This is a genomic window from Schleiferilactobacillus harbinensis DSM 16991, from assembly GCF_000425885.1.
GTDB classification, from domain to species: Bacteria; Bacillota; Bacilli; order Lactobacillales; family Lactobacillaceae; genus Schleiferilactobacillus; species Schleiferilactobacillus harbinensis.
On record NZ_AUEH01000055.1, the window covers coordinates 1 to 17045 of the forward strand.

The window sequence follows — 17045 nt, forward strand, 5'->3', positions numbered from 1 at the left end:
CCGCTTGCGCGTTTCCAGCAAGCCAAACTGCACGCTGCGATAAAGATTGTACAGTTTACGTTTAACAGCCATGCATAGGACCAAAAAATCATTCTGGGCATCATTGGCCACGTGGAGTTTAGTCTTATAACTGCGGGTCATGGGCTCTGTCCTCCTAATCAGCTGTTCTGTGTCGTCAATAGCAGTGGGAAACGTATGTTCCTGATAAATCCATTTTATCAGAGCAACCACCAATCGACAACGCTTTAATCATCCGCGGAAACGCAGAGATTTCCCCCGTAAGACAGTGTTCGCTGTTGTGGGCTAACAGAAAAGTATCAAATACTGAAGACTATTGATTGACCACCCTACTCACAGCGACGTCGTTTGACATCGAATAGACTAGAACAATACCATATTTGGCAACTGTTAATAATCCTTTCAGTCACCTCAGACCTATTCCCGTTTGTCACCCCAGAAGAACAAGGCAATGGTCCCCGGGCCGGTATGCGACCCGATCGTCGTACCAATGTGGTTGATTTCTACCGGCCCGTTCAGCTGCTTGAAGCGGTCCTCAATCATGTCGGCGACGTTTTTGGCGTCATCGTAAAAGGCGGACTGAGAAATATAGCATTTACCATCGTAAGCCAAGCCCTTTTCAGCATGGTCCGCCATTTGGTCCACCAGCGCCTTCTCGGCCATTTTCTTCCCCCGCAATTTCTTCCGCGGCGTCAAATGACCAGTGTTGTCCATGTCCAGCAGTGGGACGATGTGGAACTGGGTGCCGAACCAGCCGGAGACCTTGGACAACCGGCCCAGCCGGACATAGTAGCTGAGATCGGTGGAAATGAACCAGTGGTGAACACGCAACTTGTTAGCCTCAGCCCAACCCTGGACATCATCAATGGTTTGGCCGGCATCCCGCAGGTCGGCGAGCTTGTCCATCAGCAGGCCGTAACCGGACGATGCCGCCAGGGAATCAACAATCTCGATCTTGCGGTCGGGATATTTGGCATCCAGCTGTTTTTTAGCCACCATAGCGGAATTAGAAACCCCGGATAAGCCGCTGGATAACGACACGTGGAGAATATCCTGACCGGCTTCCAGAAACGGGGTGAAGTATTGGATAAATTCATCCACGTTGACCTGGGACGTCTCAGTTTTCGCCCCGTTGGCCATTTTGGCATAAAACTGATCGAATGGGATCGATTGGCCCAGATCGTCCAGATATTGTTTGCCGTTGATAGCAAAGTGGAACGGGACATAATGGATGCCGCGGGCGTCGAAGTGCTCCTGACTCAGGTCCGCGGTGGATTCACAGCTTAGAATAAATGACATAATGGCGATGCTCCCCCTTGATTGTTACCTATTACTCTTAGTCTACCAGTGGGTCGGTGAAAATCCTAGCCATGCAAAAACCGCTGCCTGGGGAGGAGGACAGCGGTTGCGAGGTTGTTGTAGAGAAAATCATCATGAAGAAAAAGTTGGTTAGTCTGGTTTGTTGTCGGTTGTTGGCTGTCACAGGTTACCGGGGAGGGCGGTTGTTCCTGTTGACAATTTATATACTACGGAACAGGTGTGACCAAATGATGACCGAATTTTGTTCCCCAAGTAAAACATTCATGACGGAATGTGGTGACGTATACTGGAACTAGACGAAAGGGGCGTTTTCAATGGATAAAGACGCACTATTGACCCAATGGCAGAAGGAAGAAAAGGCTGGGATCTCCGGTTGGGATTTTTCCCGGCTGGCTGGCCGCTGGTATAACGACCCGCTGCCGTGGCACTACAAGAAAATTGTGCGGGACCATTTGCGGCGTAATGACCACTTATTGGACATGGGTACTGGCGGCGGTGAATTACTGCGGAGTTTCCACCATGATCCGGCGCTGACCAGCGTCACGGAAGCTTGGGAACCCAACGTGAAACTGCTGGAAGGCACCTTGGCGCAACGCGGAGTCGCAGTTTATGCAGTACCTAAGGATGAACCGGCGCAACTCCCGGTGCCGGATGCGTCCCAGGACATTATTTTGAACAGTCACGCCGCCTTCGACGCGGATCTCATCTTCAGCAAGCTCAAACCGGGCGGCCTCTTTATCACGGAGCAGGTCGGGGCGACCAATAACTTTGCCCTGTCCCGGTTCCTGGTACCGGATTACACGCCGGCTTTTCCAGATAATACGATGCTTCATACCGTCGCGGCCTTTGATCGCGCCGGCATGGAGATCATCCAAGCCGACACCGCTCACCCGACGATGACGTTCTTCGATGTGGGCGCGGTGGTATACTACGCCAGCATTATTCAATGGGAATTTCCGGGATTCTCCGTCGCTCAGGCCAAGGACCAGCTGTTTGTGCTGCAAGGGCTGATTGAGACCCATCGGCGGATTGTGACGAAGGAGGATCGGTTTTTGGTGATGGCCCGGAAGCCGTCGCGGTAGGAAGCTTGCCTGCTCCAGGTAACTGAAACCGATGAGATCGTGGTCCAGTAATAGGTCGAGTCGTCGTCCATGACCTTTTAAGTGGCCGCCTTAGCAATCGCAGATTCACCCAAAGATTGGTGTACAATTCCAGTGATGTCATTGATAGCAAGTACTGATGCAAACAGGAATGAAGCCAATTTATGACTCGTCTTCATAATATTTCGCCTCTCACTTTCAAACTCTTAGATTGGAGGAAACACCATGTACGTGGTACGTAAGTTTCTGCATTCAGATAAGACCATCAACATCTTTGGGGTCGTTGTCGTTTTGGCCTGCATTATCGCAGCGCTGATGATGCCCAATTGGGCAGTCACGTATGTTGTGCCAGATGAATTTAGTTACAACGACTTCCTTTTACGTGTGTTTTTAAGAACAGTTGCCTACATTATGATCTGGACAGTTGCCTTGATATTCGGCATTCGCCTTTCCTTTTTCAGCAGCCATAAGGATTAATAAAAATCGATGGAAGACGCCTTCTTGGCTAGCTCTGACCGTCGGCCTACGCCCTCTGGACAAAAAAACACACCGCTACGGGGGGAGGCCGCGCGGTGCAATGGGGAGAAGAAAAATCATGAAGAAAAAAGTTGATTGTCAGTGTATGTCAGGAAGTTCACCTCTGGGGAGGATGTTTCGTTCCTGTTGACATTTTATATACTACGGGCTAAGTGTGAACAATTTGTGACGATAAATGGGCGTAAATGGTAACACTTTATGCGTGGAATACGAAGATGCCGCCAGAGCGGGCTTAACGGCCCATTTCCGGCGGCATTTTTGCCCCTATTTCGTCAATAAATCGGCCAATTCATCAACCTGCTGGTCAAAGACTTGCAGCGTTTCCCGGATGTAGTCGGGCTTAGTCATGTCAATGCCGGCTTTCTTCACGATTTCGATGGGATAATCACTGGCCCCGGCAGACAGAAAGGCCTTGTATTGCGGCACAGCGGTGGCCGGATCGGTGAGCATGCGCTGGGCCAATGTGTTGGCTACAGCCTTAGACGTGGCGTATTGATACAGATAGTAATTCATGTAGTAGTGGGGGATCCGCGCCCAGCTGACATTGGGCCAAGGATTCGGGGCCACGTCCGGGCCGTCGTATTGGGCATCCAGGGCAGCTGTTTTATCCGTCAGCGTCTCCGGGGTCAAGGACTCGCCGGCGGCGTCGGTGGTGTACATGAAGTGCTCAAACTCGGCGTATTTTGTCTGGTTGAAAATAGTGTTCAGCAGATCTTCGACGGATTCAGTCAGCAGGTAGGCCTTCACTTTAGCGTTGTCCTGATATTGGGTGCGCATGTAGTGGTTGAGCAGCGACTCGTTGCAAGTCGACGCAATTTCGGCAATGAACATTGAATATTGGGAATACCAATAGGGCTGGCTGGCATCAGCGTAGACACTTTGCATGGCATGGCCGGATTCGTGGGCCAGGGTGCTGGCGGCGCGGTAGGTATTGCTCCAATTGAGCAGGACGTAGGGATGGACACCGAAGACATCTTCTTCGTAGCCGCCGGATAATTTTCCGGCGTTCTCGGCCCGGTCGATCCAGCGGTTGTTGAATTCTTCCCGCAGGTGATCAAGGTAGTCTTCCCCCAGCGGGGCTAATGCGGCCAGCGCCCACTCTTGGGCTTGGGCAAAGGTGGGCTTCAGCGGCGCTTCGCCCACCAGCGGCACAGACAAGTCGTAGGTGTAGAGCGGGTCCAAAGCCAGGACTTGTTTACGCAAGGCGAAGTATTTATGGGCGCTGGGCAGAAATTCGTGGACCGTGTTCACCAGATTGGTGAACACCGACTCCGGGATGAACTCTTCGGTCAGGTCCATCGCCCGGGCCGACGGGTAGTGGCGCACATGGGCGAGTGTATTTTGCGTGTGGACATGCTGCTGCAAAGCTTCGGCGAAGGCATACTGCGATTTTGCATATGCGGCTGAGAACTTTTCCGCCGCGGTCTTGCGGATTGCCCGGTCCGGCGACTGATACAGCTGGTAGATTTTTTCTTTACTCAGCGGAATCGTGTTGCCGTGGGGATCTTTCATGGTACCGAAATCGATATCGGCGTCGTTCAGCTTGTTGTAGATCGTTTCCGGCGCCCTGAAGGACTGGCCCAACGCGGACAGCAGGGTTTCTTCCGCCGCAGTGAGAATATGCGGCGCGCGTTTTTCCGCCTGGGCAAAGATGAAGGCGTAGTCTTCGAGTTGTGGTTTGGCGGCGTAGAAGGCTGTTAATTGGGCGGGTGTGATCTGGGGCAGGGTCGCGGTCACGAAGGCCGTCGCGGTGTTGAAGGCCGTGATGGTCTGCTGGGCTTGGGCATAAGCCGCCTGACCCGCCGCGGCGGTCATGTCGCTGTTGTACAGATGCTCGCCGTAACTAAAGATCCGATCGGCCAGGGCTTCCGCCTGGAAGTAGGCCGTCAGCACGGTATACAGCGTCGCCCCATCGCTTAAGAGGACCGCCTGCTGCTGGCCGATGGCTTGGCCTCGACTGATCAGGTCATTGCACGCGGCGTTGAATGCGGCCGTGGTGGGGAAAATATCCTCTAGCCGCCAGGTTTGTTCCTCTGGCACATCTTGCCGCTGACGTAATTGATTGGCTGACATAAAAACCCCTCGATTCCTGTGGATAGTCTCATCTTAGCACAAGAATCGAGGGGTTTTAGTGAGAAATTAATAGAAAGATGGTTTCGGTCCATCTGTATGGGGCTGGTTCACACCCAGAGAGTGGCCGACCGCTTGACTGGGATCGTTGATCAGTTTCACCACGAGGTCGGCAATACTCTTCCGGGAGACTTCGGTGCCCTTGAATGGTTCGCCTTTCTCTGTGGTTTCGTAGCTGACCACGTCTTTATTCGACAACCAGGCCGGCCGAATGATGGTATAGGCCAGATTTGAGGCTTCGATCACCTTCGCTGCGGCGGCATAAGTTTCCAGATAACCACCGTCCAGCATCTGGTGGTTCCATTGGCCGAACGCGCCGGGCACTTCATCGTAGATACCCAGGGTGGAGATCCAAATTAGGCGCTTAACGCCGGCCTGATCCATTGCCGCCACCACGGCTTTGGCTTGGGCCTCGATGTTGCTGCCGGCTAAATTGGCATAAACAATGTCGATGCCTTTCAAGGCTTTCGCCAGGTCAGCGGTATTAGCGGCATCTCCGTCGATCACAGTCTCCCGGTCCGGCTGGGTAATTGTCAGTCGTTTGGCGTTGCGCAGAAACAACGTCAAATGATGCGTCGTTTCCTTCAATAACTGCTTTTCTGCCAGCTGGGCAATATGCCCATGGGCTCCTAAAATCAACACATTAGCCATTCAGAAAGCTTCCTTTCTTACTCCACCCCCATTATAACCACGCACGCGTCAAGGAATTGTGGGCAATCGCCATTTGCTGCCCAAAAAGCTGTTCTGTTACCGGTCTCATCTGCCATAATAGAAAAGAAAGGGGGCGGCTGTGATGCGCCATATACCGAATATTCTATCGAGTTTGCGCCTGATTTTCCTGCCGGTATTTCTTTACTTTGCTTTACAGGGTCAATTCCTGCCGGCGGGGATCTTGATCACCATCATCAGTTTGACCGATCTGCTGGACGGTTATCTTGCTCGGCGGAACAACTGGATCTCCCAAGTGGGCAAGGTCCTGGACCCGCTGGCCGATAAGCTGACCCAAATCAGCGTGATCATCGTATTCTTTATCCATTTACCTCAATATCGTTGGATCTTCTGGATCCTGCTGGGCAAAGAAGCGGTCATGCTGGCGGGCGCTGGGCTGCTCATGTACCTGGGGGTCAAACTGCCGGGCGCGGCCATGTGGGGCAAAGTGGCCACGGCCTTGTTTTACGTCACCGCTGTGCTGGTCCTGCTCTTCCCGCAACTGCCCAGCCCGTTGGTGACGACCCTGTTTATCGCCTCCGCGGTCACTGCGGTGGTGTCCGTCACCCTGTACGTGCCTCAATACATCCGCTATCGGCGGGATGCGGGGCGTTAATTTCCTTCTTCCGCCCGACGCCGGCTCCGCCTGATGACCGTGGCTCCCGGCTGATTTTTCTTCGATAATAGAAGAAAACCAGAAAGAAGGTCCGCGGCGTATGGCATTAACGAGTACAGCAGCGCAACGCGTATTGGATTGGAGCTATCACCGGGCGGTCAAAGGTGCGGGTAAGGGCGAACCAGTGTCCCAACTGGCCGCAACGTATTTGGCGCGCGCTGGCGGTGATCCGGAGGCGGCCATTCAGGAATTTCTGCGCTACGCCCGCCGCCGAGTGGGGACCGTCAGCTTTCTCACCGGGCTGGGCGGCCTCGCGACCCTGCCGGTGGCGATCCCCGCTGAGGTGGCCAACACCCTCTACATGCAATTGCGCATGGTCACGGTGATTGCCGCGCTGCGCGGGTACGACTTGAATGATGATCGGGTCAAGACCATGACCTTGATCACGTTGACCGGTAACGCGGCGGAAGATTATTTGAAGAAAGCGGGGATCGCTTGGACCGGCCGCTTGGGTGAACGGGTCTCAGCCGCTACCTTGCAACGGATCAACCAGTTGGTCGGTCGCAAGCTCTTCGCCGTGGCCGGCGAACACGGACTGGTGCATTTTTCTAAACTGGTACCGCTCCTTGGCGCGGGCGTCGGGGCCGGCGTAGATATCGCCGCCACGGCCACCCTGGCGGTGGTGGCAAAACAGACGTTCTCCGCTGGCCATTTGGCGCATACCACCAGGACCGGTCCGGTTGATTTCTCCCACTTTGACGCCCAGACCTGGTTGCAATAAGCCACTGAGCGAACGTTCTTTCCCCAGTTGTTGATTTTGTTTGCATTTCTCTCAGATAATGGTCTATTGTAAGCTTAAGCGTTAATTCGTTAAGACGAAAGGGGATCAATTTGTAATGGCTGAAAAGAAGACGGTGTATGAGGCAGAAATCACCCCGTTGAATGCGGACAAGATCGGCACGGCAGCGAAGGGTCGGGCCCGGTTTGAGGTGCAGGGAGACGAAATGGTGGTCACGATCAACATGACCGGCACGCCGGCAAATAGTCAGCACTGGCTGCACTTCCACGGTTTCCCCGATGGCCGGGACGCCGCGCCGGCTACCGCAGCCCAGGATGCCAACGGTGACGGCTATGTGGACCTCGTTGAGACTGAGTCTGTGTCCGGGGCCACGATGGTGCCTTTCAATGCCAGCCCGGAACACATGCGGGTGCCTGAGGATACATATCCAGTAGCCGATGCCCAGGGTGATTTCATTTATCAAAAGATCATTCCGCTGGGGGTCTTGCGCAATAGTTTCGAGAAGGTCTTCCACGATCGTGACTTGCAGTTGGACAAACGGGTCATTTACGTTCACGGTGTACCCGATGATTTCAAACTCCCCGACACTGTCCAAGGCGCCGTCGCCGGCCACACCGCCAACACGACGCTGCCGATTGCGGTGGGGAAAATCAAGAAAATCAGTGATTAATATTTGGTAACCAAAGAGGCGCCGCGCAGATCCTGAATTCAGGACCTGTGCGGCGCCTTTGTGATTATCGAGAGAACGTGAAATTCAACGAACAGAGTGCCAATGCGTAGCAAGCGGAGGCTGAGGGGGCTCAGTGGTGGAAACCACACGACGGCTTTGCCGCCGATGTTGTTAGGCAATTTTGAGACCGCGGTTTTTGCGGGCTCAAAACGCCGTCATGGCTAGCTACGCATCGCCAGCCCAATTCCGCCGGAGGTTGCGTAGCATTGGCACGGGCCAGCATTCCTAGGCAATCGCCCCTTCAATCGTCTCAATATCACCCTTGCCATCCCGGGCCACGATCGCCCCAATGGCCGCCGTAATCCCCTTCACATCATCCGCCAAGGACAAGCTCGGTGTATCCGGCCGGTTCACGACTTGGTCCGGCAAAAACGGAATATGCATGAACCCCGCCTTGATTTCCGGGAACTCTTTATCCCGCATATACTGCACCTGGTACATGATGTGGTTGCAGACATACGTGCCGGCAGTGTTGGAAACAGCACTGGGAATTCCGGCCTCGCGAATGGCTTTCGCCATGGCCTTGATCGGTAATTGGGCGAAATACGCCGTCTGGCCGTCGGCGTGGATCGTGTGGTTCAGCGGCTGGTAGCCGGCGTTATCGGCGATCCGGCCGTCATCCAGGTTGATGGCGACCCGTTCTGGGGTCAGGGCGAAGCGCCCGCCGGCTTGACCGATGCTCAGCACATAGTCCGGGTGTTCAGCGGCAATAGCGTCGTGGACCACCTGAGCGGATACGTTGAACTTCGTGGGGATTTCCAACTTAATGATTTCCGCTCCGGCGATTTCGTCCGGCAGCCGCTTCACGGCTTCAATAGCGGGATTGATTTTGTCGTCGCCGAATGGATCGAATCCGGTCACAAGAATTTTCAAAAAAATCGACTCCTTTGCTTGTTCTAGAAGGCTAATACGTACATCAAGACAATTTGCACCAGCAGTAAGAACACCGCGATGGGGGCCTGCTGCTTGATGACTCCCATCTTATCATGCATTTCTAGTAATGCCACCGGCAGCGAATTGAAGTTCGCGGCCATGGGCGTCAGCAGCGTGCCGCAGTAACCGGCAGTCATGCCGATCGCGGCGACCACCGCGGGATTGGCGCCTTGGGCGACCACGAAGGGAATGCCGATGGCGGCCGTGATCACGGCAAATGCTGCAAAGGCGTTGCCCATGATGATGGTGAACACAGCCATGGCGACACAGTACAGGATGACGCCCAGCAAATGATTCCCGGCGGGAAAGACATTGGCGATCAGCTTCGCGGTCAGTGTGCCCACGCCGGCGGCAGTGAAAACCGCGCCCAGCGTCGCCAGCAGTTGCGGCAAGATGCCGGCCGAGCCCACTGAGCGGACCATGCGCTGGCTATCCTGGTAGATCATCTTCGCCGGGGCATGGGTCAGCAGAATGGCGACGATCAAGGACACCGCCGCGCCGATGCCGATGCCGACCTGGCCTGCCTGCGGTCCGAGACTTTTGACCTGGGCAATGGCGATGGAGACGATGGCCAGCACGACGCTGGGGAAAAAGACCCAGCCGCCGATGCGTTTGGCCGCCGTGGCCGCGTATTTCGGGTCCACTGGAGCAATTTTACCCACCTGAATCTGCTTGAATAATGCTAAGATCCCGATGACGACGATGATCCCGCCGGTCACGGCATAGGGGATGACCGTGCCGAAGGCAAAGATGACCGCCAGCAGCAGCCAGAAGAGGCCGGTGCCGATATGCGCTGGGTTGTCCTTGGCTTTGATGGACTCAATGCCGGCGATAGCCAGGAGAAAGCCGATGAGACAGTACATTACCGTGAGCAGAATATTGCCGAATTGGGCCATCAGTTACCCTCCTTGGTGTCGTTGAAGCGGCGGTCAAACCAAATATTGTACAGCGCGACGGTCACCAAGGTAACCACCGCCACCGGGATGGTATACAGCACGATTTGCGTGCCGGTGACGGGGTGCTTGAGCGACGTCATCGTGCTGACGATGAGCAAGACACCGCCGGAAGCGACGAACAAGTTCTGGGCAAAGAAATTACCGAAGTTATCCACGGCAGCGGAACGGCCCTTGATCTCATCCAGGTCCTTCTCCGTCAGCGGCCGTTTCACCTCGGCCGCCGCGGTGACCATCGGCGTGATCAGCGGGCGGACGAATTGCACCTGACCGGACAACGAGATACCAAAGACACCGCCCAATTCCCGCACGATTAAATACAGATTCAGAATACGGCTGGCGGTCAATGATTTCATTTTTTGAATCCCGTTGACGGCGACTTCCTTCAAACCGTGGCTTTCGACCAGGCCAATCATTGGCAAGGTCAGAAAGAACAGCGAGACGACCCGGTTCTGGACGAAACTCTGACCTAAAGTGGTCAGTAAAGTGGGAATGTCCATGCCGGCCAGGAGCCCTGTGGCCAGGGCGGCAATCACCACCACCGCCACGGTGTCCCATTTAAAAGCAAAGCCCAGGACGATGATGACGATCCCGAGCAGTTTGAGATATTCCATGCGATACCCTCCAATTATGATAATGAATTAACTCTCCATTTTATCGGTAATCAGCAGGGTAGTGCAATAGGCAGAACCGGCTTAGCGGTTCTGCGGTCGGTGGTACAAAGCGGCCAGACTGACAATGGAATCCAGCGTCATGATGATCGCCATCAGCCACATCGCGGCCATATTGTGCATGGTGGCCACCAGACCGATCAAGATGATGTTCAGCGCCAGCATCAGCCAGGCCATGAAGCGAGAAGACATGGGCATAATATTCACTTCCTTTTATATTATAAGATAGCACGCGGTCAAGAAAAAAACACCGCCTAGTGGCGATGTTTTCAGAAAATCAGTGTTCAGCCGCTTTGATTTGGCTGTCCAGTTCGGGATCGTTGAGGTCGGCTTGCACAAAGTGGGAGTCGTGCACCGGCAGATGCAGGTTGAAGTCCGAGAATGTCTGCAAGGAGACCTTACCGCTGGTCAAATTATAGGCCAGAATGTGGCCGCCGAAGGTGCGGTCGTCGTCCAGAAAGTGCACGTGGAAACCGGCGCTGGTCGTTCCTTGGTACAGATCTGGAGAATAATAGCCGATCAGGGTGCCGGTGACGTTGTCCTTTTCAAAAACGTGCTGGCTCTTCGCCGCCTCGGCCAGGGGCGGGTAGGGCTTCTTTTGCTTATCGATCGCCCGGGTCTGGACGTGGCCGAAAGTGCCGTGGATCTTGAACGCGAAGAATTGATTAGCGAAGGTGTGGGCCTTGAAGATTTCCTGTTCCAGCGCCTCACTGGTCATATTTTCCCGGTCATAATCATTGGTCGGGTCGTCGAAATGTACGTTGGCGAAGGGGGTCAGCTCATCCGGAGCCATTTCCCGGACGGTGCCGGCGCCGGAAATTTGATACGCTTTGCCCTCTAAGATCACCATTTCCCCATCTAAGCCATCGGCCGTACCGATACCGGTATCTCCGTGGGTCAAGAGATCGGCGACACTCATGGTGCCGTCGTACAAGCCCGGCACCAGCAGCGCCAGGGTACCGTGTTGATACAATACATCTTCTTTTGCCATTATTCAGCCATCCTTTCCAAAATCGACGGGTATCAAAAAAGACGCCCCGCGGGGCGCCTCTCACTCACAATTACAGTTGGTCCGGTAACAGAGATTCACCCAATGCCTTATTATCGCTGTAATCCACCGGGATGTCCACGAGGACTACGCCTTTCGTGTGGAACGCCTTGGTCAGAACATCATCCAGCTCTTCGGGTTTATTCACCCGCAGGCCGGTAGCGCCGAAGCTCTCGGCGTATTGGACGAAATCAACCGGCCCAAAATCCGTACCGGCAGCTTGGCCGTATTTCAGTTCTTCCTGAAATTTGACCATGTCGTAGTGGCCGCCGTCGTTCCAAATCAATTGGACGATGTTGGCCCCCAAGCGGACTGCTGTTTCCAATTCTTGACCAGAGAAGAGGAAGCCGCCGTCCCCGGCGACGGAAACGATCTGGGTATCCGGCCGTACCAGCGACGCCGCGATCGCCCAGGGCAGGGCCACACCCAGTGTCTGCATGCCGTTGGAGAACAGCAGATGGCGGGGTTCGTAACTGCGGAAGTGGCGGGCCATCCAGATGTAGTGGGAACCCACGTCGACGGTGACGGTCATATCATCGGTGACATGCTGCTGCAAGGCTTGAACGATGGCCAGCGGGTGGGACGTTTTTTGACCAGGCTTCGCGGCCGGCGGCACGTCTCTGGATTGCAGTTTGTCTTGCAATTCAGCTAAGTACGTCTTCGAACTGTCGGCGACTTGGTACCCACGCAGATACGGCAGCAAGAAATCCAGTGTCTGGGCGATATCGCCAACCAATTCCTTCTCCGGCTGGAAATTGTGGTCGATTTGGGCGGCGGAATCATCAATGGCGATGATCCGGGCGTCGCTCTCAGCGTTCCAGTTCCGGGGTTCGTATTCGATCGGATCGTACCCGATGGTGATTACCAGATCGGCGTGCTTCAGCAGCATATCGCCGGGCTGGTTGCGGAAAAGACCAACGCGGCCGAAGAAGTTCTTCTCCAAGTCGTGGGAAATAATGCCGGCGCCCTGGAAGGTTTCCACGACGGGCAGGTCAGAAACGGCCAGAATATTCCGGATGGCCGCAGTCACTTCCGGCGACGATGCCCGCATGCCCAGGAGTAAGACGGGCAGCTTGGCTGCTTTGATCTCTTGGGCCAGCAGGGTGGTTTCAGCCGGGGAGGCCGGCCCCAGCGTGGGCGGGATCAAGGGCTTGATCACCTTGCTCTTGACGGGGGCATTGACGACATCCATGGGGACACTGACGAAGCTGGCGCCCTGCTTGGAGGATTCCGCAGCCTGATAAGCATTGGCCAGTACTTCAGAAATGTTTTCCGGTTCTTGCACTTCCACGGAATACTTCGTGATCGGTTCCATCAAAGCGGCGGAACGGATGCTTTGGTGGGTCAGCCGGAGCAGGTCAGCCCGGGGCACTTGGCCAGAAATGGCCAGCACCGGGTCGCCCTCAGCGGTAGCCGTGACTAAGCCAGTGGCCAGGTTGCTGGCCCCTGGGCCGGAGGTCGTTAACACGACGCCAGGATTGCCGGTGATCCGGCCGATACCAGCGGCGATGAAGGCCGCGTTTTGTTCGTGGCGGGTCACGATCAGCTGCGGTTTCTTAGGCAGATCGCTGTGGGCCAGGACTTCGAAGACCCGGTCCACTTTGGCACCGGGCAAACCGAATACGTATTGGACATCATGGTTGATCAGGCTGTCGACGATGGCGTCGGCGCCGCGGTAAGACGTATCAGACACTGAAGAATCCCTCTTTCTTATAGGTGATACACAGGTTGGTGAATGTGTATCATTTTACGCTTCAAACTGTATTCGTCAAGGGCTAAAAATGCTTATATTACGTGCAAAACAGCACGAGCAACTGTTATACAAACGGTGAATGCCAGCGGCATGGTACACTAAGCTTGAACAGTGCTTTGCAGAAAGGAGCGGATTGCATGCAATTAACTCAAAACTGGCTGGCCCAGCTGCCCGTAACCGTCACAGAAGTCATCCCAGTGGGCGGCGGCGATGTGAATGCCGCGTTTCGGCTGACCACTTCCCAGGGGACAGTTTTCTTACTGGTGCAGCCTGGTCAGACCAAGGATTTCTACGCCGGCGAAATTGCTGGCCTGAAGCTGTTTGCGCAGGCCGGCATCAACGCCCCGCGGGTGATCGCCAACGACCAGATCAACGGGGATGCTTATTTTATCCTCAGCTATGTTGCCAGCGGCAGCGGCGACCAGTACGCGTTGGGCCAAATGGTGGCCAAGCTCCATCAATTCCAGAGTCCCAATGGAGAATACGGCTTTGATTATCCGTACAAAGGTACCGCGATCACCTTCAGCAATGCTTGGACGAAGAGCTGGGCCGAGCTGTTCGTGGATCGCCGCTTAGTGGGGTTAGCGACCGCCATTAAGAAGAAAGGGCTGTGGGATACGGCCTGGCAAACGCCCTTTGATCGGTTGTGTGCCCGGCTGCGGGATGAATTTGAAAAAGATCCACCGGCCCCGTCCCTGCTCCACGGTGATTTGTGGGGCGGCAACTACATGTTTGACACCCAGGGCCAGCCGGTGCTGATCGACCCCTTGGCACTGTTTGGCGACCGGGAGCTGGATATCGGCGTGACCACAGTCTTTGGCGGCTTCAACGAGCGCTTTTACCAAGGCTACCAGGCGACTTACCCGCTGGCGTCCGGGTATGAAGAGCGGATCCAGGTCTATCGGCTGTATTATTTAATGGTCCATTTAAACAAGTTTGGCGCCATGTATGCCGGCAGTGTAGCTGGGGTATTGGCCGCCATCAGTCGTTAGGCGGAGATTGACTTACAAACTTGTTCGCGGAGGCGCACGCTTTCTTGCCTATGATAGAAGGGAAGAAAGGGGCGGTATCCATGCGCAAGGTTTTAATTGGGATTGGGGTTTTCGTGCTGCTGGTGGCCGGGGTCGGCTTTGGTTTGAAATTTTGGACAAAGGATCAAACCAGTACGACGGCGCAGGTGATCGATTTGTTAAACCCGTTTGTCACCCAGGAGACGGTTTATGTGCAGACGACGAGCCGGTATGCCCAGCGCTACAAAGACAGTACCGGTAATAGTATGGACTATGCCTATGACACAGTCAGCTATAATGCTCAAGGCCAAGCCCGGACGATTCGCTACACGGCGTTTGGCAAGAAAATTAAGCCGAATCATTATTTGGCAATCACGACTAAGGGGCAGAATGTACGCCAATGGGCAGAAGTCGCCTGGCGCAACATTCCATCCGCAGCTCAGGTCAAACTGAAGTAACGAAAAACGATCCAATTCAGGCGCTGCTGCCAGTGCTGAATTGAATCGTTTTTTAGGTTAAGCGTTTGGATGTTTCGCTTCAAAGGCACTGAGCGGGATCAGATTCTCACCGTAGTAACGCTTCTTGAACGCCGCGATCGTCGCTGCGTCGAAGTGGGCCGGATCAAGCTGCAAATGCTCAACGGGGATCGGCCGCTCGTTGGTGATCTTGACGTCGATCAGCACCGGTTCGCCATTGGCCGTCACCGCCAAAGCCCGGTCAAAGGCCGGTACCAGATCCTCAACCTTGGTCACAGTGATCCCGGTCATCCCTTGGCCGTCAGCAATTTCAGCGAAATTCAGGCCCGGCATATCGATCCCGAACCACTCCCGGCCATCGTCTTCCTGTTCGTCCTCGATATACCCCAGGGCATTATTCGAAAAGACGACGTTGATGATCGGCAAGTGGTAGCGGACTTCAGTATTCAAGTCCTGCATGACCATGGCGGCCGCCCCGTCCCCGGCCAGGTTGAAGACCTGCCGGCCCGGATAGCTGAGCTGGGCAGCAATGGCCCCCGGCAGACCCACGCCCATGGTGGCGAACAGCCCGGAGGTGATCCACGGCTGCTTGCCGTTCACTTTCAACAGGCGTACTGAATTCTGGGTGACATCACCGACATCAATGGAGAAAATAGCGTCGTCCTTGGCAATTCGATTGATTTGCTTGAAGGCCGGTTCAAAGCGCAGCCGGCCTTCGGTGCGGTTCATCATGTGATCGTTGTATTGATGCCAATTGGCGACATTATCCTTGTTTGCCGCGTACCAGCCAGTGGGAGCCGTGGCGGTACTGCGGTCCAGCAGTTTCTGCAAGGTCTGCTTAGCGTCGGCCAAAATGGCGACATCGGCGTGGTGCCGTTTGCCCAGCATCTTCGGGTCGCTGTCGATCTGAATGAACTTGGCCGCCGGATTGAACATCACTTCAGCGAAGGGGTAATTGGACCCGACAAACATGATCAAGTCGGCTTCCCGCAACGCTTCGTTCGCCGGTTTTGACGCCACCCGGGCCGCTGATCCCAGCAGCGCTGGGAATTCATAAGGAATGATCTCCTTGCCCAGGGCGGTGGTGATCACCGGTAATTGCAGTTTTTCTGATACCGCCTCAACGGTGCTCGCCGCACCGATGGTCCCTTGGCCCACGTACATGACCGGCTTCTTCGCCGCTTGGATCAGGGCTAAGGCCGCGTCCACCTGCTCATCGCTGCCGGCGGCCAGTTCCGGCCGGGCAAAGTTTGCCGCGGCGCTGTAATAGCCGTTGGCAGGAATCTCTTCTCCAGGCAGATCGTTGGGAATCACCACCACCGCCGGCCCATGGGCCGCGAAAGCCCGGCGAATCGCTTCGTCCACGATATGGGGCAGCCCTGCCGCCGTGGTTACCGTCCGGGCATACACGGCCGCGTCTTGGAACAACGGATCCTCATTGAGTTCCTGAAAGAAATCAAAGTTCATAAACCGCTGCTCCACCTGGCCCACCAGGAATAGCGTCGGTACCTTATCCATCTTGGCATCGTAAGCCCCCTGGAACAGATGCGTCGCCCCCGGCCCGGCAGAACCAAAGGCCACACCGATATGCCCCGTCAGCTTGCCATCGGCTACTGCCGCCAGCGCGCCAACCTCTTCATGACGCACATGAATATAGCGGATCCGTTCCTTTTCCGCATCCAGGGCGTACATCATATTGTTGAACGTCCCGCCGGGAATGCCGTAGATATGGTCCACATGCCAGCTCTCCAAGGTCCGCAATACCGCGATCCCTGCATTAATCGTATCAGCCATCGTTGATACCCCCTTACTCATTTCTGGGGCTTATCATAGTCGCAATTGGCTGTAGTACAAGAAATATGCTTGGCGGGCGGGATTCGCGGCACAAAATAAAAAATGCGGTTCGACTAAACAAAAGGTTTGGTCGAACCGCATGCACGAATGCACGTGTTAACGCCGGCGGTAAAATGTAGGAAATTGCCGATTAAGAAATGTCGGATTTCCTGCATTTTTTAGTACACTTAAACGCATACTGAATTTGGAGGAATCCCATATGCGTTTAGATGTTGAGCACTGCGTCCACCAGCACCTGATGAATAAAATTAAGCCTAACTTTGCCGAGATTGCCCGGCGATTCGATACCGACCCACGAACGGTCAAACGATACTACGAACAAAGCCTCAACCCAGCTGCCAAGCCACCAGAAAAACTGAAACGGCCCAGTAAATTAGATCCGTTCAAAG

General features: G+C 54.9%; 17 protein-coding genes and 1 pseudogene. 8 read left to right on the forward strand and 10 right to left on the reverse strand.

The features are described 5' to 3' along the window. Positions 1 to 435: 435 nt before the first annotated feature. Positions 436 to 1317 carry a DegV family protein gene (locus H627_RS0113380; RefSeq protein ID WP_035441120.1) on the reverse strand — a complete coding sequence of 294 codons (882 nt, stop codon included), beginning with the start codon at positions 1315 to 1317 and terminating at the stop codon, positions 436 to 438. 335 nt (positions 1318 to 1652) lie between these two features. Between H627_RS0113380 and H627_RS0113390 the strand changes: the two genes are divergently transcribed. After that, complete coding sequence (locus tag H627_RS0113390; protein WP_027829361.1) at positions 1653 to 2420, forward strand: class I SAM-dependent methyltransferase; 768 nt, start codon at positions 1653 to 1655, stop codon at positions 2418 to 2420. Between the two features lie 243 nt (positions 2421 to 2663). Continuing rightward, a complete protein-coding gene (locus H627_RS0113395; protein WP_027829362.1) occupies positions 2664 to 2915 on the forward strand; it encodes a hypothetical protein in 252 nt (83 codons plus the stop codon). A gap of 324 nt (positions 2916 to 3239) precedes the next feature. Here H627_RS0113395 and pepF read toward each other — a convergent pair whose 3' ends face one another. Next, positions 3240 to 5048, reverse strand: coding sequence for an oligoendopeptidase F (gene pepF / locus H627_RS0113400; RefSeq protein WP_027829363.1), 1809 nt, complete (start codon positions 5046 to 5048; stop codon positions 3240 to 3242). 66 nt (positions 5049 to 5114) lie between these two features. Then, a complete protein-coding gene (locus tag H627_RS0113405; protein WP_027829364.1) occupies positions 5115 to 5756 on the reverse strand; it encodes an SDR family oxidoreductase in 642 nt (213 codons plus the stop codon). Between the two features lie 142 nt (positions 5757 to 5898). Between H627_RS0113405 and H627_RS0113410 the strand changes: the two genes are divergently transcribed. From H627_RS0113410 to H627_RS0113420, 3 genes are all read left to right on the forward strand, one after another. Further along, positions 5899 to 6429: a CDP-alcohol phosphatidyltransferase family protein gene (locus tag H627_RS0113410; protein WP_035441122.1), complete on the forward strand. Its 531-nt coding sequence runs from the start codon at positions 5899 to 5901 to the stop codon at positions 6427 to 6429. A 100-nt stretch (positions 6430 to 6529) separates the two neighbouring features. Beyond that, a complete protein-coding gene (locus H627_RS18435) occupies positions 6530 to 7210 on the forward strand; it encodes an EcsC family protein (RefSeq protein WP_051225445.1) in 681 nt (226 codons plus the stop codon). Positions 7211 to 7325: 115 nt separating this feature from the next. Continuing rightward, complete coding sequence (locus tag H627_RS0113420; protein ID WP_027829366.1) at positions 7326 to 7898, forward strand: hypothetical protein; 573 nt, start codon at positions 7326 to 7328, stop codon at positions 7896 to 7898. 285 nt (positions 7899 to 8183) lie between these two features. Here H627_RS0113420 and pcp read toward each other — a convergent pair whose 3' ends face one another. The 6 genes from pcp to alsS form a co-directional block, all read right to left on the reverse strand. Beyond that, positions 8184 to 8831 (reverse strand): pyroglutamyl-peptidase I, encoded by a 648-nt coding sequence (gene pcp / locus H627_RS0113425; RefSeq protein ID WP_027829367.1) that lies wholly within the window; start codon positions 8829 to 8831, stop codon positions 8184 to 8186. Positions 8832 to 8854: 23 nt separating this feature from the next. Continuing rightward, complete coding sequence (locus H627_RS0113430) at positions 8855 to 9787, reverse strand: DUF979 domain-containing protein (protein WP_027829368.1); 933 nt, start codon at positions 9785 to 9787, stop codon at positions 8855 to 8857. Further along, a complete protein-coding gene (locus H627_RS0113435) occupies positions 9787 to 10458 on the reverse strand; it encodes a DUF969 domain-containing protein (RefSeq protein ID WP_027829369.1) in 672 nt (223 codons plus the stop codon). The genes H627_RS0113430 and H627_RS0113435 overlap by 1 nt, the downstream gene beginning before the upstream one ends. A gap of 81 nt (positions 10459 to 10539) precedes the next feature. After that, positions 10540 to 10713, reverse strand: coding sequence for a hypothetical protein (locus H627_RS20435; RefSeq protein ID WP_162921604.1), 174 nt, complete (start codon positions 10711 to 10713; stop codon positions 10540 to 10542). 79 nt (positions 10714 to 10792) lie between these two features. Continuing rightward, positions 10793 to 11506 (reverse strand): acetolactate decarboxylase, encoded by a 714-nt coding sequence (gene budA / locus H627_RS0113445; protein ID WP_027829370.1) that lies wholly within the window; start codon positions 11504 to 11506, stop codon positions 10793 to 10795. Positions 11507 to 11576: 70 nt separating this feature from the next. After that, the gene (gene alsS / locus H627_RS0113450) at positions 11577 to 13256 is read right to left on the reverse strand and encodes an acetolactate synthase AlsS (protein ID WP_027829371.1); all 1680 of its coding nucleotides are present in this window, start codon (positions 13254 to 13256) and stop codon (positions 11577 to 11579) included. A 197-nt stretch (positions 13257 to 13453) separates the two neighbouring features. Between alsS and H627_RS0113455 the strand changes: the two genes are divergently transcribed. Together H627_RS0113455 and H627_RS0113460 are read left to right on the forward strand one after the other, a co-directional pair. Then, positions 13454 to 14308, forward strand: a complete 855-nt coding sequence (locus H627_RS0113455; RefSeq protein WP_027829372.1) for a fructosamine kinase family protein — start codon at positions 13454 to 13456, stop codon at positions 14306 to 14308. An 80-nt stretch (positions 14309 to 14388) separates the two neighbouring features. Next, positions 14389 to 14784 (forward strand): YxeA family protein, encoded by a 396-nt coding sequence (locus H627_RS0113460; protein WP_027829373.1) that lies wholly within the window; start codon positions 14389 to 14391, stop codon positions 14782 to 14784. 57 nt (positions 14785 to 14841) lie between these two features. On the opposite strand, the gene spxB is transcribed toward H627_RS0113460, so the two are convergent. Then, positions 14842 to 16596 (reverse strand): pyruvate oxidase, encoded by a 1755-nt coding sequence (gene spxB, locus H627_RS0113465; protein ID WP_027829374.1) that lies wholly within the window; start codon positions 16594 to 16596, stop codon positions 14842 to 14844. 259 nt (positions 16597 to 16855) lie between these two features. Between spxB and H627_RS18440 the strand changes: the two are divergent. Beyond that, positions 16856 to 17045, forward strand: a pseudogene (locus tag H627_RS18440) (IS21 family transposase); the annotation flags it as partial.